This is a genomic window from Streptomyces sp. NBC_00091 (assembly GCF_026343185.1).
In the GTDB taxonomy this organism is placed as follows: Bacteria; Actinomycetota; Actinomycetes; order Streptomycetales; family Streptomycetaceae; genus Streptomyces.
The window spans coordinates 3709944-3735585 of sequence record NZ_JAPEMA010000001.1; the positions used below are offsets into that span (position 1 = coordinate 3709944).

The 25642-nt window shown below is 72.4% G+C and carries 25 protein-coding genes; 19 read left to right on the top strand and 6 right to left on the bottom strand.

What is annotated here, in order from left to right; all coding sequences use genetic code 11:
- Positions 1-60: 60 nt before the first annotated feature.
- Positions 61-831, top strand: coding sequence for a DUF1707 domain-containing protein (locus tag OOK34_RS17110; RefSeq protein WP_267034734.1), 771 nt, complete (start codon positions 61-63; stop codon positions 829-831).
- A gap of 108 nt (positions 832-939) precedes the next feature.
- Complete coding sequence (locus tag OOK34_RS17115) at positions 940-2262, top strand: DUF445 domain-containing protein (RefSeq protein WP_267036780.1); 1323 nt, start codon at positions 940-942, stop codon at positions 2260-2262.
- A gap of 710 nt (positions 2263-2972) precedes the next feature.
- Here OOK34_RS17115 and OOK34_RS17120 read toward each other — a convergent pair.
- Together OOK34_RS17120 and OOK34_RS17125 are read right to left on the bottom strand one after the other, a co-directional pair.
- Entirely contained in the window at positions 2973-3272 is a 300-nt protein-coding gene (locus OOK34_RS17120; RefSeq protein ID WP_267034735.1) for a hypothetical protein, read from the bottom strand.
- Between the two features lie 119 nt (positions 3273-3391).
- Positions 3392-3574 carry a hypothetical protein gene (locus tag OOK34_RS17125; RefSeq protein ID WP_164720782.1) on the bottom strand — a complete coding sequence of 61 codons (183 nt, stop codon included), beginning with the start codon at positions 3572-3574 and terminating at the stop codon, positions 3392-3394.
- A gap of 164 nt (positions 3575-3738) precedes the next feature.
- On the opposite strand from OOK34_RS17125, the gene OOK34_RS17130 reads away from it, so the two are divergent.
- Together OOK34_RS17130 and OOK34_RS17135 are read left to right on the top strand one after the other, a co-directional pair.
- Positions 3739-4281 carry an N-acetyltransferase gene (locus OOK34_RS17130; protein ID WP_267034736.1) on the top strand — a complete coding sequence of 181 codons (543 nt, stop codon included), beginning with the start codon at positions 3739-3741 and terminating at the stop codon, positions 4279-4281.
- A gap of 30 nt (positions 4282-4311) precedes the next feature.
- Positions 4312-5358, top strand: coding sequence for a hypothetical protein (locus tag OOK34_RS17135; RefSeq protein ID WP_267034737.1), 1047 nt, complete (start codon positions 4312-4314; stop codon positions 5356-5358).
- Positions 5359-5379: 21 nt separating this feature from the next.
- On the opposite strand, the gene OOK34_RS17140 is transcribed toward OOK34_RS17135, so the two are convergent.
- The gene (locus tag OOK34_RS17140; protein WP_267034738.1) at positions 5380-7101 is read right to left on the bottom strand and encodes a DUF262 domain-containing protein; all 1722 of its coding nucleotides are present in this window, start codon (positions 7099-7101) and stop codon (positions 5380-5382) included.
- Positions 7102-7154: 53 nt separating this feature from the next.
- The gene (locus OOK34_RS17145) at positions 7155-8156 is read right to left on the bottom strand and encodes a M48 family metallopeptidase (protein WP_267034739.1); all 1002 of its coding nucleotides are present in this window, start codon (positions 8154-8156) and stop codon (positions 7155-7157) included.
- Positions 8157-8290: 134 nt separating this feature from the next.
- Between OOK34_RS17145 and OOK34_RS17150 the strand changes: the two genes are divergently transcribed.
- The 4 genes from OOK34_RS17150 (at position 8291) to OOK34_RS17165 (ending at position 11239) form a co-directional block, all read left to right on the top strand.
- Positions 8291-9076 (top strand): class E sortase, encoded by a 786-nt coding sequence (locus OOK34_RS17150; protein WP_323183486.1) that lies wholly within the window; start codon positions 8291-8293, stop codon positions 9074-9076.
- 157 nt (positions 9077-9233) lie between these two features.
- Positions 9234-9491: a DUF6412 domain-containing protein gene (locus OOK34_RS17155; RefSeq protein ID WP_267036782.1), complete on the top strand. Its 258-nt coding sequence runs from the start codon at positions 9234-9236 to the stop codon at positions 9489-9491.
- Between the two features lie 104 nt (positions 9492-9595).
- A complete protein-coding gene (locus OOK34_RS17160; protein WP_267034740.1) occupies positions 9596-10258 on the top strand; it encodes a YidC/Oxa1 family membrane protein insertase in 663 nt (220 codons plus the stop codon).
- A 123-nt stretch (positions 10259-10381) separates the two neighbouring features.
- Positions 10382-11239, top strand: coding sequence for a fumarylacetoacetate hydrolase family protein (locus OOK34_RS17165; RefSeq protein WP_267034741.1), 858 nt, complete (start codon positions 10382-10384; stop codon positions 11237-11239).
- Between the two features lie 81 nt (positions 11240-11320).
- Here OOK34_RS17165 and OOK34_RS17170 read toward each other — a convergent pair whose 3' ends face one another.
- Positions 11321-12523, bottom strand: coding sequence for an ALF repeat-containing protein (locus OOK34_RS17170; protein WP_267034742.1), 1203 nt, complete (start codon positions 12521-12523; stop codon positions 11321-11323).
- Between the two features lie 81 nt (positions 12524-12604).
- Complete coding sequence (locus OOK34_RS17175; protein WP_267034743.1) at positions 12605-13720, bottom strand: Gfo/Idh/MocA family oxidoreductase; 1116 nt, start codon at positions 13718-13720, stop codon at positions 12605-12607.
- Between the two features lie 55 nt (positions 13721-13775).
- Between OOK34_RS17175 and OOK34_RS17180 the strand changes: the two genes are divergently transcribed.
- The 11 genes from OOK34_RS17180 to OOK34_RS17230 all read left to right on the top strand — a co-directional run bounded on the left by OOK34_RS17180 (position 13776) and on the right by OOK34_RS17230 (position 25598).
- Positions 13776-14897, top strand: coding sequence for an ROK family transcriptional regulator (locus OOK34_RS17180; protein ID WP_267034744.1), 1122 nt, complete (start codon positions 13776-13778; stop codon positions 14895-14897).
- A 492-nt stretch (positions 14898-15389) separates the two neighbouring features.
- Positions 15390-16124 (top strand): hypothetical protein, encoded by a 735-nt coding sequence (locus tag OOK34_RS17185; protein WP_267034745.1) that lies wholly within the window; start codon positions 15390-15392, stop codon positions 16122-16124.
- Positions 16125-16229: 105 nt separating this feature from the next.
- Positions 16230-17000 (top strand): GntR family transcriptional regulator, encoded by a 771-nt coding sequence (locus OOK34_RS17190; RefSeq protein ID WP_267034746.1) that lies wholly within the window; start codon positions 16230-16232, stop codon positions 16998-17000.
- A 147-nt stretch (positions 17001-17147) separates the two neighbouring features.
- A complete protein-coding gene (locus OOK34_RS17195) occupies positions 17148-18269 on the top strand; it encodes a TIGR03364 family FAD-dependent oxidoreductase (RefSeq protein ID WP_267036783.1) in 1122 nt (373 codons plus the stop codon).
- A 5-nt stretch (positions 18270-18274) separates the two neighbouring features.
- Positions 18275-18967 carry a phosphonatase-like hydrolase gene (locus tag OOK34_RS17200; protein ID WP_267034747.1) on the top strand — a complete coding sequence of 231 codons (693 nt, stop codon included), beginning with the start codon at positions 18275-18277 and terminating at the stop codon, positions 18965-18967.
- Positions 18964-20013, top strand: coding sequence for an ABC transporter ATP-binding protein (locus tag OOK34_RS17205; protein WP_267034748.1), 1050 nt, complete (start codon positions 18964-18966; stop codon positions 20011-20013). The genes OOK34_RS17200 and OOK34_RS17205 overlap by 4 nt, the downstream gene beginning before the upstream one ends.
- On the top strand, positions 20006-21088 hold the full coding sequence (locus OOK34_RS17210; protein ID WP_267034749.1) for a 2-aminoethylphosphonate ABC transporter permease subunit: 1083 nt from the start codon (positions 20006-20008) through the stop codon (positions 21086-21088). Before OOK34_RS17205 ends, OOK34_RS17210 begins: the two co-directional genes overlap by 8 nt.
- The gene (locus OOK34_RS17215) at positions 21075-21872 is read left to right on the top strand and encodes an ABC transporter permease (protein ID WP_267034750.1); all 798 of its coding nucleotides are present in this window, start codon (positions 21075-21077) and stop codon (positions 21870-21872) included. Before OOK34_RS17210 ends, OOK34_RS17215 begins: the two co-directional genes overlap by 14 nt.
- Positions 21873-21917: 45 nt before the next feature.
- Positions 21918-23021: a 2-aminoethylphosphonate ABC transporter substrate-binding protein gene (locus tag OOK34_RS17220; RefSeq protein WP_267034751.1), complete on the top strand. Its 1104-nt coding sequence runs from the start codon at positions 21918-21920 to the stop codon at positions 23019-23021.
- Between the two features lie 152 nt (positions 23022-23173).
- Positions 23174-24697, top strand: a complete 1524-nt coding sequence (locus tag OOK34_RS17225; protein ID WP_267034752.1) for an alkaline phosphatase family protein — start codon at positions 23174-23176, stop codon at positions 24695-24697.
- 121 nt (positions 24698-24818) lie between these two features.
- Positions 24819-25598 (top strand): HAD-IIA family hydrolase, encoded by a 780-nt coding sequence (locus OOK34_RS17230; RefSeq protein ID WP_267034753.1) that lies wholly within the window; start codon positions 24819-24821, stop codon positions 25596-25598.
- Positions 25599-25642 lie beyond the last annotated feature (44 nt).

Genomic DNA, 25642 nt, shown 5'->3' on the forward strand with positions numbered 1-25642 from the left:
CGGGGTGGTGCCCGGGGCGGGGCGTTCAACTGCGCCCTGTCTCTGCATAGGGTGGGCCACATGAGTGACGAGCGGCCGGAGCAGCCGTTGCCGGAGGAGCAGGTGCCGGAGACCTCGCCGGAGAAGACCTCGCTGGAGAAGGCCCCGCTGGAGAAGGCGCCGGCGTTGAGGGCGTCGGATGCCGACCGCGAGCGGGTGGTGGACCGGCTGCGGGACGCCGTCGCCGAGGGCCGCCTCGACATGGAGGAGTTCGAGGAACGGCTGGAGGCGGCGTACAAGTCCCGTACGTACGCGGAGCTCGAACCCCTGACCCGCGACCTTCCGGCGGACCCCTCGGCGCTCCCGCCGGCGGCCGTCTCTGCTGCCTCCGTCCCGTCCTCTTCCTCCACCTCCTCCACGTCCTGGCCGGCCCGGATCGGCGGCACGGGGACCTCGGCCACGGCGGTCGCCGTCATGTCGGGGTTCCAGCGCAAGGGCCGCTGGACGGTACCCGCACGCTTCAACGCGGTGGCCTTCTGGGGCGGCGGTGAGCTGGACCTGCGCGAGGCGGACTTCGCGGAGCGCGAGGTCGTCATCACCTGCGTGGCCGTCATGGGCGGCATCGAGATCACGGTCCCGCCGGGCGTCGAGGTCGACGTACGGGGCGTCGGCGTCATGGGCGCCTTCGACCAGAGCGGCGACCAGGTCCGGCCGGAGCCGGGCGCTCCGCGGGTGATCGTGAACGGCCTCGCCTTCTGGGGCGGGGTGGCGGTCAAGGTCAAGCCCCCGAAGGGTTCGAAGCCGAAGGGATCGCAGCCGCTGGACGGCGGGACCCCGCGCAAGGAGCTGTAGCCGGAGCGGCTTCAGCGGCGCGCCGGGAACTCCCGGGGCCTCCCAGGAGTCGGATGCTATGCAGACAAAACCGGCCATGGGGGAAGGCAGGAGCAGCACGTGAACAGCGTGGACAGCCTGGAAGACCGTACGGAGGCGCCGTCACCACCGCCTCCCACCCGGGGCGCTTTCGTGTTCAGCGCGGCGGACGAGGAGCGGCGGCGCGGGGTCCGCCGGATGAAGACCACCGCGACGGGGCTGCTGATCCTGGTCGCGGTCGTCTACGTACTGGCCAAGTGCGCCCAGAACGCGTGGGGCGCGGGCGGCTGGTCCGGGTACGTCGCCGCCGCGGCCGAGGCCGGCATGGTCGGCGCGCTCGCGGACTGGTTCGCCGTGACCGCCCTCTTCCGGCGGCCGCTGGGCCTGCCGATCCCGCACACCGCGATCATCCCGACCAAGAAGGACCAGCTCGGCGTCTCCCTCGGGGAGTTCGTCGGCGAGAACTTCCTCTCCTCGGACGTGGTGCGCGCCCGGCTCCACGCGCTCGGCATCGGCGGGCGGCTCGGCGCCTGGCTGGCCGAGCCCGCGCACGCCGACCGGGTCACGGCGGAGCTGGCCACGGCGCTGCGCGGGGCCCTGACCGTGCTGCGGGACTCCGATGTGCAGGCCGTGGTGGGCGAGGCGATCACGCGGAGGGCGGAGGCGGCGGAGATCGCCCCGGGCATCGGCAAGACCCTGGAACGGGTCGTCGCCGACGGGGGCCACCACCGCGCCGTCGACCTGGTGTGCGCCAAGGCCCACGACTGGCTGGTCACCCACGGGGACTCGGTCATGGACGCGGTCCAGGGCGGCGCCCCCGGCTGGACGCCGCGCTTCGTCGACCGCAAGATCGGCGACCGCGTGTACAAGGAGCTGCTGCGCTTCGTCACGGAGATGCGGGACATGCCCGGGCATCCGGCGCGCGGGGCGGTGGACCGTTTCCTGCGCGACTTCGCGGGCGACCTCCAGTCGGACACCGAGACGCGGGCGCGGGTGGAGCGGCTGAAGTCCGAGATACTGGCGCGGGACGAGATCCAGGACGTGATCGCGTCGGCCTGGTCCGCGATCCGTAGGTTGATCATCTCGGCGGCGGAGGACGAGCGGAGCGAGCTGCGCCTGCGGGTGCGGTCCTCCCTGATGTCGCTGGGCGCCCGGCTGGCCACGGACGGCCGCCTCCAGCGGAAGGTGGAGGGCTGGATCGAGGGCGCGGTGGTCTACGTGGTCACCACCTACCGGACGGAGATCACCTCGCTGATCACGGACACGGTGGCGGCCTGGGACGCCGAGCACACCTCCCGCAAGATCGAGGCCCACATCGGCCGCGACCTGCAGTTCATCCGCATCAACGGCACGGTGGTGGGCGCCCTGGCGGGCCTGCTGATCTACACGGTGTCGCGGGCGCTGGGAGGCTAGGGGCTGGGCGGTCTCAGGGCTGGTTTGGGGGTTTCCCGTCAGTCCCATCGTCCTTCCGGTTCGGGCCGGCCTGTCAAGGGCGCTCCCTGCGGTCGCGTCGCTTCGCGATGGCCTTCGGCCACCCTTGACCGACCGTCCCGCCCCGGAAAGACAAAGGACTGCCGGGAAGCCCCCAAAGGAACGGTCACGGGGCAGGAGGGGAGGGGCGGGTCCGTCAGCGATGAGGCGAGGGGCCGGGCCTTGGCCCGCCGGGCATCCGGGCCCGCGTATCCGTGATTCCGGGCCGGCGGCGGCTCTACCTGCCCCAAGCGACGACCAGAGCGCTGTGCGGAGCACCCAAGCGCATCAGATCGCTACGCGCTCCTCGGATCTCGGCGTCCGGCGGCCGCCTCACCTCAGCCTCGCCGGCGTTTGAGGCGCGGGGGTCTGGGGGCGGAGCCCCCAGGGAACGGAGGAAGGGCGGGGCGGGGAGCAACGCCGCGCAGCGGGACGGCCACAGGGCCGACGTGGCCGGCCTCGCACCCACCCGGGAGGGAAGGGCCGCGCAGCGGGACGGCCGCAGCCACCGGGGGTGCCGGGGGTCGACCCCCGGCGGCCGGGCGCCCGGCGGGCGGCTCCGGCACCCACCCCGGGAGGGAAGGGGCAGCGGGATGGCCGCAGGGCCGACGGGGCCGGCCCCGTCGACCCCGCACCCACCCGGGAGGGAAGGGTCAGCCCCGGTCGGCGACAGCCCAGGACGCGGCGGCCACGACCCCCGCCGCCCCGACGACGGCCGGCCACGCGCCGACCTTCTTGGCCAGCGGGTGCGCCCCCGCGAAGCCGGCGAGGTACAGCGCCCCCAGCCCGGCCGCCGCCGGGACGCCGCCCTGTCGGTGCCACTCCCGGCCGGCGACGAGCCCGGCGGCGCCGAGCACGACACCGCCCAGCGGCCGCTTCTTGGTCCAGCGGGCGACGGCGTAACCGCCGACCAGCCCGGCTGCCGCCACCACGGAACTCGGTACCCGCACCATGTCGAACTCCCTCGTTGGTCTTGCTTTCCGATGATCTGATCTACCGTCGAGTCGGCGCCAAAGCCAAACCCCGACACCTCAACGCCCCACGTCCTGCGCCCCCGACGGCCGCTACGAGGCTAACGCGGCCCTCTCGACGCCCGCCGGACCCCCACCGCCCCGAGCACGAGCACCGCCCCGCCGACCACCGCGTCCGGCAGCGCCTCCCGCACCGCGCGCGGCAGCAGCGCGACGACCCCGAGGACGAGGAGGAAGGCGAGCGCGCACCGCCCCGCCGCCCGCAGCAGTCTGTCCGTGTTCACGGGTTGCTCAACGCCCCACCCCGGCGCGCGACACGGACGACGCGGAGGCGATTTGTCGCACACTCGCCGTTTCTGCGGCCCGCCGGGTCAGGGAACCTCATGGGCGTAGATTCGGTCTTCCAGGGGAAAACCCACCCAACTCACCGCCACCGGGAGTCGACACCGTGATCTCTTACGGACGTACCGTCCTCGACCTCCAGGCCGAGCTGGTCGACGTCTACGCCGACGTCTTTTCCGCCCCGCCCTGGAACGAAGGCGAAGAAACCATTCGCCAGTTCTCGACCCGCCTGCAGACGGACGTCCGGCGTCAGGGCTTCCGTATCGCCTTCGCCCAGTCCGCGACCGGCGTCGACGGCTTCGCCACCGGCTGGCTGACCCAGGCACCCTTCCCGCAGCACCGCGCCTACCCCCAGGTCGCCGCCCAGCTCGGCCCCGAGCGGGTGCGGGAGCTGCTCGTCGGGGCGCTGGAGATCGACGAACTCGCCGTACGGGCCTACGCGCGCGGGCGCGGCACCGGCCGGGCGCTGCTCGCCGAGATCACCGAGGACGCCCCGCAGCGGCGCGCCTGGCTGCTGACCTCGAGGCTGGCCACGGACACGGTGGCCACGTACCGGCGCCTCGGCTGGCACGAAGTACCCGCGCTCCCCGGCACGCAGACGGGCGTGGTCGTCTTCCTCGCCCCGGACCACCCCGGCCGTCCGGGGTAGCCGGCCCCCGCTCCCGGGCATACCCGGGCCATGATCACGCCCGGAACGACCAAAGTGGCCCGCCGCCAGCTCGGCCTCGCCACCCGCCACCAACTCACCACCACAGCCGGGATCCCGGACGCCACCGTCACCTCCCGCACCCGCTCGGGCGGCCCCTGGCAACGCCTGCTGCCCCGGGTGTACCTCCTCCAGACCGGCCCCCCGGACCACCGCCAACGGGCCCTGGCCGCCGTCCTGTACGCCGCCGAGCCGACGGCGGACCCGCTGTCCGGCGAGACCGCCGCCCTCACCGGCGCGGCAGCCCTCTCCCTCCTGGGCATCGGCGACACCCCGCCCACCCCCGCCGACGTACTGATCCGCGCGCCGCGACGGCTCACCGGGACCCCGGAGGTCCGGCCCCTGACGACCTCCCGCTGGCCGCGCACCATCACCGTCTCCGGCGTCCCCAGCGCCCGGCCGGTGCGCGCCGCCGCCGACTTCGCCGCCCGCACCGGCCCCGACGCGCACCCCGACCGGATCCGCTCCGTCCTGGCCCAGGTCGTCCAGGCCGGCTGGTGCCACCCGCAGGACCTCCACGCCGAACTCCGCGCCTCCCGCCTCCTGCGCCGCCCCGCCATCCGCGAGGCGGCGGCGGAACTCCTGGCCGGGGTCCGCTCGGTCGCCGAAGCCCGCGCCCGCGACGCCCTCACCGGCACCGACCTCCCGACCCCGCTGTGGAACGCCCGCCTCTACACCCCGGACGGCACCTTCCTGGCCAGCCCGGACGCCTACTGGCCCGACGAGGGCGTGGCCCTGGAGATCGACTCGGCGGAGTACCACTACACCCGCGACGCCTGGCAGGCCACCCTCCGCCGCCGCCTCCGCCTGGAGTCCCACGGCATCCTGGTGGTGAGCGCAACCCCGTCGATGATCCGCGACACCCCGACGGAGGTCCTCGCAGCCCTCCGCACCCTCCTCACCCTCACCACCCCGCGCCCCACCCCACCCACAGCCCTGGCCCGCGGCCACCAACAGCTCACGCTGCCCATGCGGTTCCTAGGTCAGAAGGGGGTGTCTGGCGCTGAAGTTCCAGGCTGACAGTGGGGCGGGGGAGACGACTCAGTGGCTTCCTTCGCGCTGAATCGTCTTCCCTGTGGCCTCTTCGATGAGTTGGATGACGATTTCCAATCGTTCATCCAGGAACGCCGTGTAGTTGTCCTCGAGGAGGCCGCTGGCCGGTTGGCTCGCGATGGCATGGGACGCCAGCACGTCCGCTAGCCTCTGTTCGCCATACGCTGCCTTCATCTTCTCGATGTACGAACTTGGGGCGTGGCTCCCTATGATTCGATTCGTCTCCCCATCGATGAGGGAGCGGTTGAGCATGAGTTCCGAACTCTCCGAATTTTGCTGCCTGGCTAGGTATGCCTTCGGGAAGATGTGGTGCGATTCCGCTTCGTGCGCACTGGTTGCTGTCATGCTCTGTCCGGTGTGGAAGTCGGCGGCCTTGTTCTTGACGAGCAGGCAAATCAAACCCGAATACAGAGCTTTGCGTCGCACTGTGGCCGTGCGCAGGGTTGTCGCGTTGATCTGCAGGTCATTGATGACTTCAGGTGCTTCGCCCTCGCCGGCGGTGATCCACTTGGAGAGGCGCGAGTAGTCGGCGCCCATTTGGCTGTTGGCACCCTGGTCGTAATTGGTCGTGAACGTGCTCGCCCAGAAGAACTGCTGGATTCGACGCAACGCCTGGGGGCGTTCCAGTGGTTTCAGCGCCTTCAGTTGGTCCCAAACGGCCGCCATGGGAGTGAGGAGCATCCCGTAGGGGAGCCACTTTTGAGAGGTGACGCCACAATCTGACTGAATCATGTCGATCACGCCGGCGAAGCCGGATGTCGCGCTCTCCCAGTGGGCCTTAATGTCATCCCCGCTAAGCTTTTTGAGGACGTCTGAGCGTTGTGCGCTGCCCCGGACTCGAAGGCAAATGGCCTGGAGTACGTTGTAGGGATCGATTCGGAACTCTTTGAGGGCCTTATGGTTTGCCTCGGCGTCGTCCCAGAGGTCTCGAAGATTAACCCCCTGGGGGAAGAAGCGTGCGGTAAGGAGTTCGAAGGGTCCAAGTGGCTTTCCCGTCCGATTTAGCGTTTCGAAGATGGTGCAGACGGCGTCCATGGACGTTGAACTGGGAAGGGTGAGAACAGGCAGGCCGTACGTCTTCAGTGGGCTGATGTATTTGTCGCGCATTTCTCGATAGAGGCTCTTTGCCTGCCTTGCGGTGAGTGGCAACTGATGGTCGTCCCCTATCGCGTCCGCGTAGTCGTCCAACCAGTCGTCGAACTTGTGGACTTCGGCGATAGGGAGGTGGGATGGCGTTAGCGTCTGGCTGCGACGGCCTGGTTTGCTAACTGCGGGCATGGAGAAGATTGCCTTCTCGAAGTCCACGTCTGGTACTTCGCGTACTGTCCGAGACGGAATATCGACGAACTCGTCGACCTTGATGAAATACCGTTCGTCTCCCGATCCGGTCAAAGCCTGGTAGAGAGAGGTGAGACGCTGCTGTCCGTCGAGTACCAGTACCGATGGCGGATTGTTGGAGGAGCTTGGGGCGCCGTCGAAGCTTCGGCTTGCGAAGTCCTGACCTTCACCCTGCTCCCAGAAGAGAAGTGTGCCCACAGGATATCGCGACATGATGGAACCGAGAAGCTCTGCGGTGCGAGTGGAATCCCAAACGAAGTCGCGCTGAAAATCTGGAAGAGCGATCTCCCGGCTTTGGATGCGGGTCACAATATTCAGTACCTGGAGTGGGTTGGTCTGAAAGATTGGATCCGACTCGTATGCGCTGGTCATGGGTTCCTTCATGATGAAAATGGGCTATCGACTGGCAGCTGGCCAGTTCTCTCTCATTCGGCGGTGCCGTGGCACTCCGCGTAGGGCTTGGTTGAGGTGCACCAGCAGGGGGAGGTGGGGGTGGGGGGCCAGGGGGTGGCTTTGCCGCGGGCGGCGAGGGTGGTGGCGTATTCGGGGAGGAGGGCCGGGGAGGCCGGGGAGGTTTTCTCCGAGGCCGCGAAGGCTTCGTAGGAGGGGACGCTGCCCGTGACGATGCCGAGGTTGGTGGTGCCCGAGGCGGCCAGGGCGCGGAGGGAGGATTCCACGCCGGCGAGGTGGGTCTCGTGGGAGGGGTACTCCGTCGCGAGGGTCGGGTAGCTGGTGAGGAGCTCGGCCAGTTCGCGCTGGGGCCAGTGGAGGATGGCCACCGGGAAGGGGCGCGAGAGGGCGGCGCGGCGGTCGCCCAGTTCGGCGCGCAGGCGGGCGATCTCGGCGCGGAGTTCGGCCGGGTCGTTGGAGCCCAGGGCCCAGATGCGCTTCGGGTCGTGGAGCTCGTCCAGCGGGATCGGGCCGATGTGGCGGGTGTCGGCGACCATGTCCCAGTCGTCGTGGGGGAGGGCGAGGAGGCGGCGTACCCGGTGGCGGCCCGTGAGGAGGGCGGTGGTGGCCTGGGTGAGGGGGGCGGACTCCGGGATCAGGAGGGTCGCCGCCTCGGTGAAGCAGTCGAGGGAGGCCTCCAGCTCGTCGTGGGATTCGAGGGCTTCCGCGATCACCTCCCAGGGCGCCGGGTCCGTCGGGCCGGCCGCGCGGATGCCCGAGATGAGGGCGCGGGCCTCGGCCTCGTGGCCGTACTCCCACAGGTTCGCGGCCTGGAGGGCCTTGATGAGGTGGGGGTTGGCGGGGGTGGAGGACAGGAGTCGGTCGTAGAGGGCGCTCGCGCGGTCCCGGGCATCGGCCAGTTCGAGGTGGGCCGCGGCCTGGAGGAGCAAGGGCTCCTGGTCCTCGGGGTAGCGGGTTGCCGTGCGGATGAGGCGCTCGGCTTCGGCGATGTGCTCGGCAGGCGTGTCGGGGCGCATGGTTCACACCGTACTGCTGCTGGTCAGTTGAGGGGGGAGGTCTTAGGGTGCGGCCCGTGCGGGATCGGGTGCGTGTGGTGGTGCAGGGAGGCGGCCGGCGGGGGCGTCGGGCCGGTCTCGCGTGGCTGTTGTGGGTGGGCGCCGAGGCGATCACCACCCTGGGTGTGGTGGTGGCCTTGCTGGTGGTGCATCAAGTGTGGTGGACCAACCGGCAGGCCGTCGCCGCCGCGCAGGAGCAGGTGGAGGCGCTGGAGCGGGGGTGGGGAGCCGCCGAGGAGGGGGGAGGGGGTGCTCCTGTTGTCGGGGAGGGTGAGGGGGGTGGCGGGGGTGAGGATCCATTCGTTGTCGAGGGGGATTCGAGTGGGGTGGTGCCTTCCGGTGGTCCGGTGCCGGGGGTTTCGCGGGCCGTGCCTTCGGCCGCGCCCTCTGTGAAGCCCGCGCCGCCGGGCAAGGCGCCGGCGCGTGACGAGGCGTACGCCGTGCTGCGCGTGCCGCGGCTCGGGCTCGCCGTGCCCGTCGCGCAGGGCGTCGACAAGCGGGCCGTGCTGGACAAGGGGTACGCCGGCCACTACCCGGGGACCGCGCAGCCCGGCGCGCGGGGGAACTTCGCGCTGGCCGGGCACCGCAATACGCACGGGGAGCCCTTCCGGTACCTGAACCGGCTGCGGGAGGGTGACGAGCTGCTCGTCGATGTGCGGGGGCGCCGGTACGTGTACGTGGTGGGGAAGGTGCTGCCCGAGACCACGGCGGGGGACGTCGGGGTGATCGCGCCCGTGCCGCGCAGTGCGGTGAAGCCCGGGTACGGGTACGGCGAGGCCGGCTCGTACATCACGCTGACGACGTGTACGCCCGAGTACACCTCCAAGTACCGGCTGGTGGTTTGGGGGGCCCTCAAGACCGTTGTCAGTGTGGGCCGTTAGGATCGGTTGTGCGGGTGGATGTGAGTTTGGCCCGCGAGTTGGCCGTGAGTTGGGTTTGGGTCGGTTGAGTGAGGGGGTGGGGTGGGTGGTGCGTTCGTTTTTCTCCTTGCTGTCCCGCCTCGGTTCCTCGCGGGCTGCCCGGCTGCTCGTCACCCTGTTGCTGGTCGGCGGGTTCCTCGGACTGTTGTCGGGGGAGGCCGGACTGGCCGCCGGTGTGGTCGTCCTGGCCGCGGCCGTCGCCGTGGGGGCCGCCGCGCTGGCCGCGTGCCTCGTACGGCCCGTGCCGCCGCACCGAATACGCACCGCGATCCGTGATCGCGAGCAGCGCACGGCGTTCCTGCCGCAGCGCGATCCCGACGCTTCGGGCCGGTCGCGGCCCAGGGCGCCCGGCCGTCTCGTCCTGACGGCCGCGTAGGGGCGCGCAGTACCGCCTGCCTCAGCACTGTTGTCGTCCCTCGTGGGTCGTCACGCCGAAATGCATCTCTTTCGACGTTCGACGAGACCCCTCGGAGGGCCCGCGTGTCCGTATTCACTGATCTTGTCATCGAGCTGGGCCGGCTCCTGGAGCCGGTGCTGGCCGAGTCCGCGACCGCTGCCGCGATCGTGCTGTTCACCCTGCTCGTACGGCTCGCGCTGTACCCGCTGGGCCGTGCCGCGTTCCGTGCGGCGACCCCGGCGGCCGGCTGCCTGCCGATGCTCTTGCAGCTCCCCGTGTTCTTCCTGATGTACCAGTCCTTCTCCTCGGGCGGTGAGCTGCTGGGGCACCGGCTCTTCGCCGCGCCGCTCGGGGCCCGGTGGACCGAGGCGCTGGGGGAGGGCGGCCCGTTCGGGGCGCAGGGGCTGGTGTTCCTCGGGCTGTTCGCGGCGATCGCGGGCGTGGCCGCCTGGAGCGCGGTGCGGGGGCGGCGGGCGGCCGCGGCCGCACCGGCCGCCGCCGTGCCCGTGGTGGTGCCGCGCGGGGGCAAGGGGGCTACGGCCGCCGCACCGAGCCCCGAGCAGCTCGCCGCGATGCGCAAGCTGGGCGGCGTACTGCCCCTGCTGTCGTTCGGGACGCTGATCACGGCCGCCGTGGTGCCGCTGGCCGCCGGGCTGTACCTGCTGACCACCACCGCCTGGTCCGTAGCCGAGCGGGCGTGGCTCCAGCGGCGGGCGGCCGGCGGAGCAGCGCGTTCCACCCTGTGAACAGGGTCTTGCGGATTGGTCGGACATCTTGGAGGATCGACCAATCCTCCGATGGCCGCAACCCATCGGCCGGCCCCTGGGCATGCCCATGGGCCGACCACCCACGACCACGGGAGAATGCCCATGAAGCTGCTGCGTGTCGGACCCGTCGGGTCGGAGCGCCCCGCGCTGCTCGACCAGGACGGGACCCTGCGGGACCTGTCCGGCCTGATCACGGATGTGGACGGCGCCCTGCTGTCCGACGATTCCGTGCTGTCCCGGGTACGTGAGGCCGTGGCGGGCGGCGAGCTGCCGGTCCTGGACGCGGAAGGGCTGCGGATCGGCTCGCCGGTCGGCCGGATCGGCAAGGTCGTGGGCATCGGGCTGAACTACTTCGGGCACGCGGCCGAGATCGGCGCGGAGCCGCCGGCCGAGCCGATCCTGTTCCTGAAGGCCCCGGACACCGTCGTCGGCCCCGACGACACCGTGCTCATCCCGCGCGGCAGCGTGAAGACCGACTGGGAGGCCGAGCTCGGCGTCGTCATCGGCAGCACCGCCCGCTACCTGGGCTCCGCCGAGGAGGGCCTCGCGCACGTCGGCGGCTACACGCTGGTCAACGACGTCTCGGAGCGCGAGTTCCAGATCGAGCGCGGCGGCACCTGGGACAAGGGCAAGAACTGCGAGACCTTCACCCCGCTCGGCCCCTGGCTGGTCACGGCCGACGAGATCCCGGACCCGCAGGTCCTGGACGTCAGGCTGTGGGTCAACGGCGAGCTCAAGCAGGACGGCAACACCTCGGACCAGATCTTCCCGGTCGGCGAGGTCGTGCGGTACCTGAGCCAGTTCATGACCCTGTACCCCGGTGACGTCATCGTCACCGGCACCCCGGCGGGCGTGGCCATGGGCCAGCCGGAGCCGAAGCCGTACCTGCGGGCCGGTGATGTCGTCGAGGTGGAGATCGAGGGCCTCGGGCGGCAGCGCCAGGAGTTCAAGAGCGCGTAGTCACCACATGTGTAGTCACCACATATGAGGAGGGGCGGGCTGCCGCCGGCAGCCCGCCCCTCCTTGCGTTCGTGGCGGCGGTCAGCCCTCGGCCGAGGCGCGGCGGCGGCGGTTGGCGACCACCAGGCCGGCGCCCGCGGCGAGCGCGGCGGCGCCGGTGCCCGCGATCCACACGTTCTCGGAACCGGCGCCCGTGCTGGCGAGCGGGCCGGAGGCGGAGGCGGAGCCGCCCGCCGGGGTCACGTTCGTGTTCCCGCCGGTGCCCTTGGCGGTGGCCGGCTGTGCAGCGGTGCCGCTGCCAGTGCCGGTGCTGCCGGTGCCGCCCTTGCCCGCGTCCGGCGTGCCGGTCTGCCCGCCGGTGCCCTGGTCCTTGGCGCGCGCCACGTGCTGGCCGGTCTTCAGGAACGCGGCGCGGTCCTCGGGCGTGCCCTTGAGGGCGGCGAGAGCGGCCTTCTTCAGCTCCGGGCCGGCCTTGTTGACGATCTTCGAGATCAGGACCTCGTTGTCGACGTCGCGCAGCACGTGCTGCTCGGTCTTGACGAACGCGCGCAGCTGCGCGGGGGTCGGGTTGCCTTCGAGGAGCTTGACGATCCCCTCCTTCAGGCCCGGCCCGGCGTCCTTCAGCATGCCGAGCAGCGCGACCCGGTCGTCCTCGGCGCGGACCTTGTGCTGGCCGTTCGCGACGAACTCCCGGATCTGCTCGCGCGTGCCGTGGCTCATGAGGTCGTTGACGGCCTGGGTGATGCCCCTGCCGGCCCCGGCCAGCATGCGCATCATCTCGACGCGGTCGTCCTGGAGGCGGGCGGCGTGCTGCCCGTTGTTCAGGAACTCGGTGATCGACTCGCGGGTGTTCGTACGGAGGGCCTCGCGGGCGGCCTCGCGTACGCCCTTGCCGCCCGCTTCGGCGATCTGGGCGACCCGCACCCGGTCGTCCTGGAGCTGCTCCTGCGCCCACTCGACCTCGAGGAAGCGCCGCATGTCCTCGGCCTTCCCGTTGAGGGCCTTCTGGGCCGCCTCGCGTACGCCGCGTCCGCTCGCCGGGTTCGCCAGGATCCTCTGGATCTCGGCCCGGTCCTTCGCCGCCTGGGGGTCCTCGGCGGGCGTCTGCGCCGCGGGCTGCCCCTGCGCGCCCTGGTCGGGCGCGGTCGGCGACGACGGGGTGGACGGCCCCGACGCCGACGAGGTGTCAGCGGCGAAGGCGGGCGAGGAGAGCAGGACGGCCGGGGCTATCGCGGCGGTGGCCACGACTGACGCGATCCGGGGCAGCTTCACAGGGGTTTCCATTCGTCACATGGGTGATGATCAGCAGCTCGCCAGGATAGATCGTTTATCGATTCCAAAGCATCGATTTTGCGACAAGCCGGTTCACAGGTCGACGATCACGCCATGGAGGGAGGAATTCCGCGCCGCCTCCAGCACCGCCAGGCAGCGCGCCGCCTCCTCGGCCGTCACCGGCGCCGGGCCGCCCGTACGCAGGGCCGCCGCGACCGCCGCGTAGTACGCGGGGTAGTCGCCGTGCGCGGTCGGGACCGGGATCCCGCCGCCGGTCAGCGGGGACTCGCCGGAGCCGAGCCGGCCCCACAGGTGCGGCGGCTCCTCGCCCCACAGCGTGCCCTCGTCGCCGCCCGGCCGCAGGCCCTCGCGCAGGGCGGCCTCCTGGGGGTCCAGGCCGTACTTCACGTAGCCCGCCCGGGAGCCGAGGACGCGGAAGCGCGGGCCGAGCTGGGCGGTGGTCGCGCTGACGTAGAGGTGCGAGCGGACCCCGTTCGCGTGCGTGATCGCGATGAAGGTGTCGTCGTCGGCCTCGGCGCCAGGGCGGCGCACGTCGGTCTCCGCGTAGACCCGTACCGCCGGGCCGAACAGCACCAGCGCCTGGTCCACGACGTGGCTGCCGAGGTCGTACAGCAGGCCGCCGATCTCCTCCGGGGCTCCGCTCTCGCGCCAGCCGCCCTTGAGCTGCGGGCGCCAGCGCTCGAAGCGGGACTCGAAGCGCTGGACCTCGCCGAGCTCGCCCTCCGCGAGGAGCCGGCGCAGGGTGAGGAAGTCGTTGTCCCAGCGGCGGTTCTGGAAGACGGACAGGAAGGTGCCGGTGCGCTCCGCGAGGGCCGCGAGTCCGTGGGCCTCGGCGGCGGTGGCGGCGAGCGGCTTGTCCACGACCACGGGGATGCCGGCGGTGAGGGCGGTCGTGGCCAGCGGGACGTGGGTCTTGTTGGGGGAGGCGACGACGACCAGGTCCGGGGCGTCCGGCCGCTCCCACAGCTCGTCGGCGGAGGCGGCGATCCGGACGTCCGGGTAGGCCTCGCGGGCCTGCGCCTGGCGGCCGGGGTCGGAGGTGACGACCGTGTCGAGGCGGAGGCCTTCGGTCGCGGACACGAGGGGGGCGTGGAAGACGGAGCCGGCGAGTCCGTAGCCGATGAGCGCGACGCGCAGGGGAGCGGCCGAGGGGGAGGACGCGGGGGAGGGCGTGGGGGAGGCGTTCATGGGACCACTTTGGCAACAGCGTTGCGTAAGTGCAAGGAGGGTGGACAATGGGCGGGTGAACAGGGGCAACAGGGGCAACGGGGACGGCGGGGACGGCGGGGACGGCGGCGGCCGGGGTGGGGTGAACCTGCCGGCGCTGCGCGGGCACAACGAGGCGCTGCTGCTCGACCTGCTGCGTGCGGCCGGGGCGCCGGGGCTGGGCCGCGCGGAGCTGGCCGGCCGTACGGGCCTCACCCCGCAGGCCGTCAGCAAGATCACCGCCCGGCTCGCCGCGGAGGGCCTGGTGGCCGAGGCCGGGCGCGGCGCCTCCACCGGCGGCAAGCCGCGCACCCTGCTGCGGCTGGTGCCCGACGCCCGCCACGCGGTGGGGGTGCACCTGGACCGCGACGAGCTGAGGGCCGTACGGGTCGACCTCGCGGGCGGCGTCGTCGCGCGGTGGAGCGGGCCGCTGGACTTCGGGGCCGGCCCGGAGCCGGTGGTGGACGCGGTCGTACGGGCGGTCGTGCGGGTTTCCGGCGAGCCGGGGGCGGCGCCGCCGCTGCTCGGGGTGGGGGTCGCCGCGCCGGGCCCGCTGGACTGGCGGAGCGGGGTGCTGGGGCGGGTGACGGGGTACCCGGACTGGGCGGGGTACCCGTTGCGGGAGGTGCTGGCGGGGCGGCTGGGGTTGCCCGTGGCGCTGGACAAGGACACCAACGCCGGTGTCCTCGCGGGGGCTCCGGGCGGGCCGGGCTCGGGTACCTCCGTGTACCTGCACGTGGGGACCGGGCTCGGGGCGGGGCTGCGGCTGGACGGGGTGGTGCACCGGGGCGCGCGCTCGGCGGCGGGGGAGTTCGGCCACCAGGTGCTGCTGCTGGACGGCCCGTCGTGCCGGTGCGGGGGGCGGGGCTGCCTGGAGGTGCTCTGCCTCGCGGCGGTGGCCCGGGGGGACCTGGCGGAGGCGGCGCGGATCCTGGGGGAGGGCGCGGCGAACCTGGTCGCGCTGCTGGACGTGGACCGGGTGCTGCTGGGGGGCCGGGTGGTGGACGCGGAGCCGGAGGTGTTCGTGGACGGGGTCCGGGCGGTGCTGGCGGGGCGGAGCCTCGGCCTGGCCGGGGCCCCGCCGGTCGCCCGCGCGGCGGCGGGAGTGGCGGAGGGGGCGGCGGCGTTGCTCCGGGGGCGGGTGTTCGGGTGGTCGTAGCCCTGGCCCTGGCCGGGCGGGGTGCGGGTAGGGCGGGGCCCCGGGCTCGGGGATCGGTGCGGCGCCGTTGCGCGAGCGGCCCCGGGCTGCGCCCGGGCTTCCTGGGGCTCCGCCCCAGACCCCGCGCCTCAAGCGCCGGCGAGGCTGAATCTGCAGGCGAGGGCTAGTTGGTTCGGCGGCGGCGCCGTTGCCGGGGGCCAGCCCCCGGACCCCCGCGCCTCAAACGCCGGCGGGGCTGGTTTTGGCTGGCGGGGCTGGGTTGGTTCGGCGGGGCTGGATTTGGCCGGCGGGGCTGGGTGGGGCTGGAGGGGCTGGCGGAGGGGAGGCCGGCCGGGCTGGGTTGGCCGTCTCGGCCGTTTGGGGGTAAAGCGGGAGGACTTGGGCGTGGGGTGGGGAACGGGTCGCGCGCGCGTGACAAGGTGCGGACAGGGCCGGGGTGATTGTCGCCTCGTCCGATCATCGTTTCCGTCCGGCGAGCAGCGAAGGTCATCCATGCGACTGCGCAACGCCCTTGCCCTCACCGCCCTCCTCCTCGCCCTCACCGCGCCCACCGCCACCGCCGACATCGGCACCGGCGGCGGCGCCCGCCCCGCGCCCGCGCTGCCCTCCCGCGCGCACGCCACCTGCGGGGACGGCAAGGGCACCGCGTTCCCCATCGGGGCGCGGATCCGGGGCGGGCCGGCGGTCTACCGGGCCGGCGGCGGGCCGCAGACCTGGCTGCTGGACCTGACGAACACCACCAGCGGCGCCTGCACCGCCATCCACCCCGTGGTCGTGTTCACCGACGCCGCCCAGGCCCTGCGCCCCGCCCACTTCCGGATGGAGTTCGAGGCCCCCGGCGGGCCCTACCCCGTCACCCTGGAGTGCACCGACCGCGACGAGATCATCGCCGTGTTCGACGGCGGGAACAGGTTCTCCGGCTTCTCCGTGCCGGCCGGCGGCTCCGCCACCGTCAAGGTCCAGCTCGCCTTCGCCCCCGACGCCCCCCTCGGCGAGGTCGTCGCCGACGCCGCGCTGGTCCAGCGCAAGGCCGACGACGGCGAGTGGGTCGGCGAGGCCGGCGGGTACCGGTTCTCCCTGGAGGGGCCGCAGGACCCCGCCGAGGCGGGTTCGCTCGCGCACACCGGCCCCCGGGAGTGGGTCTACGGCGCCGGAGCCGTCGCCGCCCTGGCCGCCGGGGGCGGGCTGCTGCTCGGGGCCCGACGCCTGCGGGCCGGCTCCGCGTAGCCGCCGGTACGCCGCGCAGCCGCCGCCACACCGCGCAGCTACCGCCGCCCCGCTCCCGCACCGCCGCGCGTCTCCCCGTACACCCGCCCCGCGTACAGTCCGAGCGTGGAAGATCAGAACCAGCGCCCGGCCCACCGCCCCGGCGCCCCCGTCCGCTCCGGCATCCCCGAGCACGGCCGCATCCCCAAGTACTACGCCGTCAAGGCCCGCATCGCCGACCTCCTCGACGAGCTCGGCGAAGGCGGCCTCCTCCCCACCGAGCGCGACCTCGCCGAGCGGTACGAGGTGTCCCGCGAGACCGTACGCCAGGCCCTGCGCGAGCTGCTGCTGGAAGGCCGGGTGCGCCGCTCCGGACGCGGCACCGTGGTGGCCGGACCCAAGCTGGAGCAGCCCCTCTCCCTCGCCAGCTACACCGAGGGGGTGCGCCGCCAGGGCCGCCGCCCCGGCCGCAACCTCATCGGCCTGGAGCAGTTCCCCTGCCCGCCCGAACTCGCCATCGGCATCGGCGCGGAGGCCGGTGAGCCCGTCTGGCACCTGGAGCGGGTCCTGCTCGCCGACGACGAGCGCGTCGGGCTGGAGAGCACGTACATCCGCGTGGCCCGCGCCCCCCGCCTCGACATCGATTTCCAGCCGGACTCCTCCTTCTACGGCTACCTCCACGACAGCCTCGGCATCTCCTTCGGCGACGCCGACGAGAAGCTGGAGACGGTCCTCGCCACACCCCGCGAGGCCCTGCTGATCGGCACCCCGCCCGCGCTCCCGATGCTGCTCATCCACCGCTTCTCCCGGGACCGCGACGGCCGGCCGCTGGAGCGGGTGCGTTCGCTCTACCGTGGCGACCGGTTCAGCTTCACGACCCGCCTGCGGCCCGAATAGTCCCCGCGGAGTCACCACAGAAACCGTAAGTCGGACCAATCGATATCACGGAACGGTAACGGGTCTAGTCCAAGCGTCGAGGGTTGTTCACCGCCCCGTCGCCCCCGCGCTCCCCCCGGGTCACGGACCGCCCCGACCGTGGACGACGTGAGAGTCATAGTCGTCGGAGGCGGCGTGGTCGGCACCATGCACGCCTGGCAAGCAGTCCAACGCGGCCACGAGGTCGTCCAGATCGAGCGCGAGGCCGAGGCGCGCGGCGCCTCGCTGCGCAATTTCGGCCAGATCTGGGTCAGCGGCCGGGCCGGGGGCGAGGAGCTCGACACCGCCCTGCGGGCCCGCGAGCTCTGGGAGCGGATCGGCGCGGAGGTGCCCGGCCTGGGCTTCCGCGCCATCGGCTCCCTCACCCCCGTACGCAACGCCCGCGAGCACGCGGTCGCCGAGGCGGCAGTCGCCCGCCCCGACGCCGCCGCCCGCGGCTACAAGCTGATCACCGCCGCCGAGGCGCGGGAGATCAACCCGGCCCTGCGCGGCGCCTTCGAGGCCGCCCTGTGGTGCGAGCGGGACGCGGCCGTCGAACCGCGCACCGCGCAGCTGCACCTCCGCGAGGCCCTGAAGGCCTCCGGCCGCTACACCTTCGTCCCCGGCCGGGAGGTCCGCGACCTGGCGGGCCCCGGCGCGGTCCGCGACGACCACGGCGACGTCCACCGCGGCGACGCCGTCGTCCTCGCCACCGGCGCCTGGCTGTCCGGCCTGGTCCGCGAACTCGCCCCCGAACTGCCCGTGCGCCGCGTCCGCCTCCAGATGATGCAGACCGCCCCGCTCGGCGAGCCGCTCACCACCTCCGTCGCGGACGCCGACAGCTTCCGCTACTACCCGGCGTACAAGAGCGAGGCCCTCGACGAGCTCAACGCCGCCCAGGCCCAGTCGCCCGTCGCCGCCGCGCACAAGATGCAGCTGCTGATGGTCCAGCGCCTGGACGGCGGCCTGACCATCGGCGACACCCACGAGTACGAGCACCCGTTCGCGTTCGACACCCTCGAGGACCCCTACGAGCACCTCACCGAGGTCGTCGAGTCCTTCCTGGGCCGCCCCCTGCCGAAGATCAGGCACCGTTGGGCGGGCGTGTACGCGCAGTGCACCGACACCACCCGCGTCGTCCACCGCCAGCAGGTGGCCGACGGCGTCTGGCTGGTGACCGGACCCGGCGGCCGCGGCATGACCTGCTCGCCCGCCATAGCCGAGACCACCGCGAACGAACTGGGCTGGTGAGCCGAATGACCGACACGCACCCCAAGCTGATCGTCCTCGACATGGCCGGAACGACCGTCGCCGACGGCGGCCTCGTCGAGCGCGCCTTCGAACGCGCCGCCGAGCGCCTCGGCGTCGAACCGGGCAGCGCCGACCACGCCGCCAAGCTCCAGTACGTACGCGACACCATGGGCGAGTCGAAGATCTCCGTCTTCCGCCACCTCTTCGGCACGGAGGAGCTCGCCCAGCGCGCCAACTCCGCCTTCGAGGAGGCGTACGGGGAACTCGTCGACGGCGGCCTCATAGCCCCGATCCCCGGCGCCCGCGCCACCATCGAGCAGCTCCGCGCCGACGGCCGCACCGTCGCCCTGACCACCGGCTTCGCCCGCGTCACCCAGGACGCCATCCTCGCCGCCCTCGGCTGGCAGGACCTGGCCGACCTCACCCTCTGCCCGGCCGACGCCGGCGGCCGCGGCCGCCCCTACCCGGACATGGTCCTGACCGCCTTCCTGCGCACCGGCGCCGTGGCCGACGTGACCGACCTCGTGGTCGCCGGCGACACGGCGTACGACATGCTCAGCGGCCGCCGCGCCGGCGCCGGCATCGTGGCGGGCGTCCTCACCGGCGCCCACGACCGCGCCGCCCTGACGGAGCACGGCGCGACCCACGTCCTCGGCTCCATCACCGAACTCCCGCAGCTGCTCGCGGAGTCGGCGTGAGCGGCATCCGCTTCGACTCCGTCTCGGTCGCCTACCACGGCACCACCGTCCTGGACTCCCTCGACCTGACCGTCGAGCCCGGCGAGGTCATGGCGCTGCTGGGCCCCTCCGGCTCCGGCAAGACCACGGCGCTGCGCGCGGTCGCCGGCTTCGTACGGCCCTGCGCCGGACGGGTGCTGATCGGCGGCCGCGACGTCACCGCGCTCCCGCCGCACAAGCGGGGCATCGGGATGGTCGTCCAGCAGTACGCGCTCTTCCCGCACATGCGCGTCGAGGACAACGTGGCCTTCGGCCTGAAGGCGCAGAAGGCCCCCCGGGCCGAGATCCCCGGCCGGGTCACCGAGGCCCTGGAGATGGCGGGGATGGCCGCCTACGCCCGGCGCTACCCCCGCGAGCTGTCCGGCGGCCAGCAGCAGCGCGTGGCCATCGCCCGCGCGCTCGCCATCCGCCCCGGGGTCCTCCTCCTGGACGAGCCCCTCTCGGCCCTCGACGCGCAGCTGCGCTCCGGGATGCTGGCGGAACTGGCCCGGCTGCACCGCGAACTGCCCGACGTGTCCATCCTGTACGTCACGCACGACCAGGTGGAGGCGCTCACCCTGGCCGACCGGATCGCCGTCATGGACCGGGCCCGCCTCCAGGACTGCGGCACCCCGCAGCAGCTGTACCGGGCGCCGCGCACCGAGTTCACGGCCTCCTTCGTCGGCAACGCCAACCTGCTCCCGGTGACGGTGGCCGACGGCGGCGCGGTCTTCGCGGGCCGCCCGCTGGCCCTCGACCGCGGGCTCGCGGCCCCCGGCTCCACCGCCACCCTGTGCGTACGTCCGCACCTGCTCGGGCTAGGCGAGGGCCCCAACGCCCTGCGCGGCACGATCGCCGAGGTGCAGTGGCGCGGCTCGACGCACCGGCTGTACGTCGACGTGGGCGGGCACCGCGTCAAGGCGGACCTGCCCGAGCTGAGGGAGACCCCGGCGCTGGGTGACGAGGTGACCCTCCACTTCGAGCCCCGCGACGCGGTGCTGCTGGCCGCGGGGGTGTCGGATGCCTGACGCCCCGCAGCGGGCCACAGCCCCCACAGCCCCCACGGCCGCCGCCCCCACCGCAGCCGCCGCCCCCACCGCAGCCGCCGCCCCCGCTGCCACCGCCCCCGCCCCCGCCGGGGCGCTCCCGCCCCGGCCGGCCCCCGCCGGCACCGCCGTCCCGCACCAGCACTCCGCCCCGGCGGCGGACCCCGCCCGCCAGGACGCACCCGCCCCCGCGTCCGGCGCCGGGCCCCGCCCCGACGGCCCCCCGCAGGGGCCCCGGCGGTGGGCGCGCCTCGCGTGGACCCTGCCCCCGGTGGCCGTGCTCGCGCTGGTGTTCCTCTACCCCCTCGCGCTGGTGGTGCAGCAGTCCTTCACCCCCGAGAACGGCGGCGGCCCCCTCGACGCCTACTCCGCCGTCTTCGCCTCCACCGCCTTCCGCGAGGCCCTCGGCACCACCGTCTGGCTGGCCGTCGGCGCCACCGTCGGCTGCCTGCTCCTCGGCTTCACCCTCGCCCTGGTCATCGCCTTCGTCCCCTTCCCCGGAGCCAAGGCCGTCGCCAAGTTCATCGACGTCTTCCTCTCCTTCCCCTCCTTCCTCATCACCCTCGCCCTCCTCTTCATCTACGGCACGGTCGGCATGGCCAACGGGGTCTGGACCGATGTCCTCGGCGTCGCCGACGGCCCCTTCCACTTCCTCTCCACCCCCTGGGGCGTCCTCCTCGCGGAGATCACGTACTTCACGCCCTTCGTGATGCGCCCGCTGCTCGCCGCCTTCTCCCAGCTGGACACCGCCCAGCTGGAGGTCGCCGCGGGCCTCGGCGCCCGCCCCGCCCGGATCGTCCGCCAGGTGATCCTTCCCGAGGCCCTGCCCGCCCTGGCCGCGGGCGGCAGCCTCGTCCTCGTCATGTGCCTCAACGAGTTCGGGATCGTCCTGTTCACCGGGGCCAAGGACGTCACGACCCTGCCGATGCTCGTCTACGGCAAGGCGATCCTCGAATCCGACTACGCGGCCGCCTGCGTGGTCGCCGTCGTCAACATCGCGATATCCGTCGGCCTGTTCGGCCTCTACCGGGTGGTGGGCAAGCGTGCTGGTGCATAGCAAGAGCGGCCGCTGGGCCGCCTGGGCCCTCTTCGGCCTCCTCTTCCTGCCCCTCTTCGCCCTGCCCCTGCTCGTGGTCGTGGCCGCCTCGTTCTCCACCCACTGGTCCGGGGCCTTCCCCTCCGGGCCGACCACCGAGAACTACGCCTCCGCCGTCCAGGGGGAATCGCTCCAGGCCCTGACCACCTCCCTGGTCACCGCCCTGGCCGCCAGCGTGCTCGCGCTGACCGTCGGCACCTGGGCCGCGCTGGCCGCCGCCGGGCTGAAGAAGCGCGGAAAGCGCTGCCTGGACGCCCTGTTCATGCTGCCGGTCGCCGTGCCGTCCGTGGTCGTCGGCCTCGCCGTGCTCGTCGCCTTCAGCCGGCCGCCGCTGCTCCTCAACGGCACCAGCTCCATCGTCATCCTGGCGCACACGATTCTTGTCACGGCGTTCGCCTATCAGTCGGTTTCGGCGGCGATCGTACGTCTCGACCCCGCGTACGAGCAGGCCGCGGCCTCCCTCGGCGCCCGTCCCGGCTACGTGCTGTGGCGGGTCCGCCTCCCGCTCCTGCTGCCGTCGCTCACCGCGGCCGCGGGGCTCTGCTTCGCCCTGTCCATGGGCGAGCTGAGCGCCACGATGATGCTGTACCCCCCGGACTGGATGCCCCTCCCGGTCCGCGTCTTCACCGCCACCGACCGCGGCTCGCTCTTCGGCGGTTCCGCCGTCGCCGTGGTCCTGATGGCCACCACCCTGCTGGTGCTGCTGGCCGTCTCCCGGATCCGCACCCGGGCCTCGTACCGCTGACGTCCCCCGACCCCCGCTGACTCCCTTTCCCCGTAAGGAAGTTCCATGCCCAGCAAGCTCGTGCTCCGTACCGCCGCCGCCCTCACCGGCAGCCTCGCCCTCGCCGTCTCCCTCACCGCCTGCGGCGGTTCCACCCCGGCCGGCTCCGCCTCCTCCGCGTCCGCCGACTCCGGCAAGGGCGGCGGCGAGAAGGTCGTCACCGTCTACAGCGCCGACGGCCTCAAGAGCGACAAGGGCGACGGCTGGTACAACCGGGTCTTCGCCGACTTCACCAAGAAGACCGGCATCGAGGTCAAGTACGTCGAAGGCGGCTCGGGCGAGATGGTCCAGCGCGCCGTCCGCGAGAAGACCAACACCCAGGCCGACGTGCTGATCACGCTGCCGCCCTTCATCCAGCAGGCCGACGGCAAGGGCCTGCTCCAGGCGTACACCCCGCAGGGCGCCGACAAGGTCAACGGCGCCGACAAGGCCGCCGACGGCAAGTGGACCTCGGTCGTCAACAACTACTTCGGCTTCATCTACAACAAGAAGGAGCTCGCCCAGGCCCCCAAGACCTGGGAGGAGCTGCTCGACGCCAAGTACAAGGGCAAGCTCCAGTACTCCACCCCGGGCGTCGCGGGCGACGGCACGGCCGTCCTCATCAAGTCGATGCACGACTTCGGCGGCAAGGAGCCGGCGATGGAGTACCTCAAGAAGCTCCAGGCCAACAACGTCGGCCCCTCCTCCTCCACCAGCAAGCTCGCGCCGAAGACCGACAAGGGCGAGCTGCTCGTCGCCAACGGCGACGTCCAGATGAACTTCGCGCAGTCCAAGTCCATGCCGAACCTGGGCATCTGGTTCCCCGCGAAGGACGGCGGCAAGCCCACCACCTTCGCCCTCCCGTACGCGGCCGGCCTCGTCACCAAGGCCCCGCACACCGAGAACGGCAAGAAGCTCCTCGACTACATGCTCTCCGAGGAGGCGCAGAAGCTGGTCAGCGAGGTCGGCGGCGGCTTCCCGGCCCGTACGGACGTCAAGCCGACCGACGCCAACGCCATCGAGCTCACCAAGCTCATGACCGGGGTCGAGGTCTTCGAGCCGGACTGGGCCGACATCGACAAGAACCTCACCGCCCACGTCGACGCGTGGAAGTCCGCGACCGGCAGCTGAGCCTTAACCCCCCGGCCACCCAGGGCCGCAATAGTCACCAATGCATAACGGGTCTGGACCGAAGGATGCCCCTCCGGTCCGGACCCGCCGCACGTCCCGTACGTCCAGTACGCCCTGTCGAGCCTTCCCCACGATTACTCCCGGAGGAGTACGTGTCCCCTGTCCTGTCCGGACGCACCCTCGCCGTGGCCGCCACCGCCACGGCCCTGCTCGCCACCGCCCTCGGCGCCACCACGGCCGCCGCCGCCCCCGAGGCGACGCAGGCGACCACCGACAAGGTCCTCGTCATCGGTCTCGACGGGGTGGTCCTCGACCGCCTCAAGGCCGCCAACGCCCCGCACCTCCAGGGCCTGATGGCCCAGGGCCTGACCGCCCGCAGCACCCTCTACGCCAACCCGATGGCCGCCACCTCCTCCGGCCCCGGCTGGTCCACCATCGCCACCGGCGTCTGGCCCGACAAGCACGGCGTGAAGGACAACTCCTTCACAGGCAAGAACTACACCGCCTACCCGGACTTCCTGACCCGGATCGAGAACGCCAAGCCGACGCTCAACACCTACGCGGCGGCCGACTGGGAGCCCATCACCTCCACCGACCAGAACGGCCCGATCTTCTCCGCCAAGGTCGACAAGCGCCTCTCCCTCAAGGGCGACCGCGACGGCTACGGCAACGAGGACCCGAAGATCGCCGCCGCGGCCGCCGCCGAACTCCAGAACCAGAACCCGGACGCCGCCTTCGTCTACCTCGGCCAGGTCGACAGCGCCGGACACTCCTACGGCGCCGCCAGCCGCCAGTACCTCGACGCGATAGGCCGCGTCGACACGCTGGTCGGCCAGGTGCTCACCGCCGTCCAGAACCGCCCCACCTACGCCCAGGAGAACTGGAAGATCCTGGTCACCACCGACCACGGCCACACCGACTCCGGCGGCCACGGCGGCTCCACCATCCAGGAGCGCGGCACCTTCGTCATCGCCAAGGGCGCCGGGATCCCCGCCGGTTCGCTGCGCGAGGACGTCAAGCTCGTCGACGTCGCCGCGACCGCGCTCGCCCAGGTCGGCGTCCCCGCCGCGCTGGACGGCGTACCGCTGGGCGCCGCCGACAGCGACCCCTTCGACACCCTGCGCCCCAGCCTCCAGGCCCGCGTGGACGAGACCGCGATCCCCGCCGGCACCAAGGGCTTCACGCACACCCCGCCCGCCGGCTGGTCGGTCGACAACTCGAAGATGGGCACCGGCGGCGTCACCGAGTGGGCCGGCTGGGCCTTCGCCACCGACGAGTTCTGGAGCCAGGCGCAGCGCGACCAGTGGCGCGAGCTGAACGTCCGCTCCCGTGACGTCTTCGCCGTCGCCGACTCCGACGAGTGGGACGACAAGAGCCACACCGGCAGCTTCGACTCCACCCTGATCACCCCCAAGTGGCCCGTCACCGGCGGCACCACGCGCACCCTCGCCTTCCAGACCCACTACCGCCACGAGGCCGGCCAGACCGCGCAGGTCCTGGTCTCCTACAACGGCGGCGCCGCGACCGTCGTCAAGAACTACACCGCCGACGCCGTCGCGAAGGGCGAGTCCATCGCCCTCCAGGTCCCGGCCGGCGCCACCGACGTCCAGGTCCGCTTCCGCTACAGCGGCAGCAACAACTGGTACTGGACCGTGGACAACGTCACCCTCGGCTGACCCGTTCCACCCCGGCCGTCCGGGCCGTGGACGCCCGTCCCGTCCACGGCCCCCGGCCGCTAGGGTGGTACAGACCAGAGGCCCCCGAGGTCAGAGGCCCCGCAGAGCGGAGAACAGTCCCGTGGCAGAGCGCAAGCCGATCGAATCCTGGCTCACCGACATGGACGGGGTCCTCATCCACGAGGGCACCCCGATCCCCGGCGCGGATGCCTTCATCAAGCGGCTGCGCGAGTCCGGCAAGCCCTTCCTGGTGCTGACCAACAACTCCATCTACACCCCGCGCGACCTCCAGGCCCGGCTCAGCCGGATGGGCCTGGACGTGCCCGTCGAGAACATCTGGACCTCGGCGCTCGCCACCGCGAAGTTCCTCGACGACCAGCGCCCGGGCGGCACCGCGTACGTCATCGGCGAGGCGGGCCTGACCACAGCCCTGCACGACATCGGCTACATCCTGACCGATCACGAGCCCGATTATGTCGTTTTGGGCGAAACGCGTACGTACAGCTTCGAGGCGATGACCAAGGCCGTCCGGCTGATCAACGGCGGCGCCCGCTTCATCTGCACCAACCCCGACGAGACCGGCCCCTCCACCGAGGGCCCGCTCCCGGCCACGGGCGCGGTCGCCGCGCTGATCACCAAGGCGACCGGCAAGAAGCCGTACTTCGCCGGCAAGCCCAACCCGCTGATGATGCGCACGGGCCTGAACGCCATCGGCGCGCACTCCGAGACCAGCGCGATGATCGGCGACCGCATGGACACCGACGTGCTGGCCGGGCTGGAGGCGGGCATGCAGACCTTCCTCGTGCTGACCGGCCTGACCACGCTCGAGGACACCGAGAAGTTCCCGTACCGCCCGACGAAGACGGTCGACTCCATCGCCGATCTGATCGACCTCGTGTAGCCGGGCATTAGCGCGTACGGCTGACACGTACGGGCCAAGAGGGC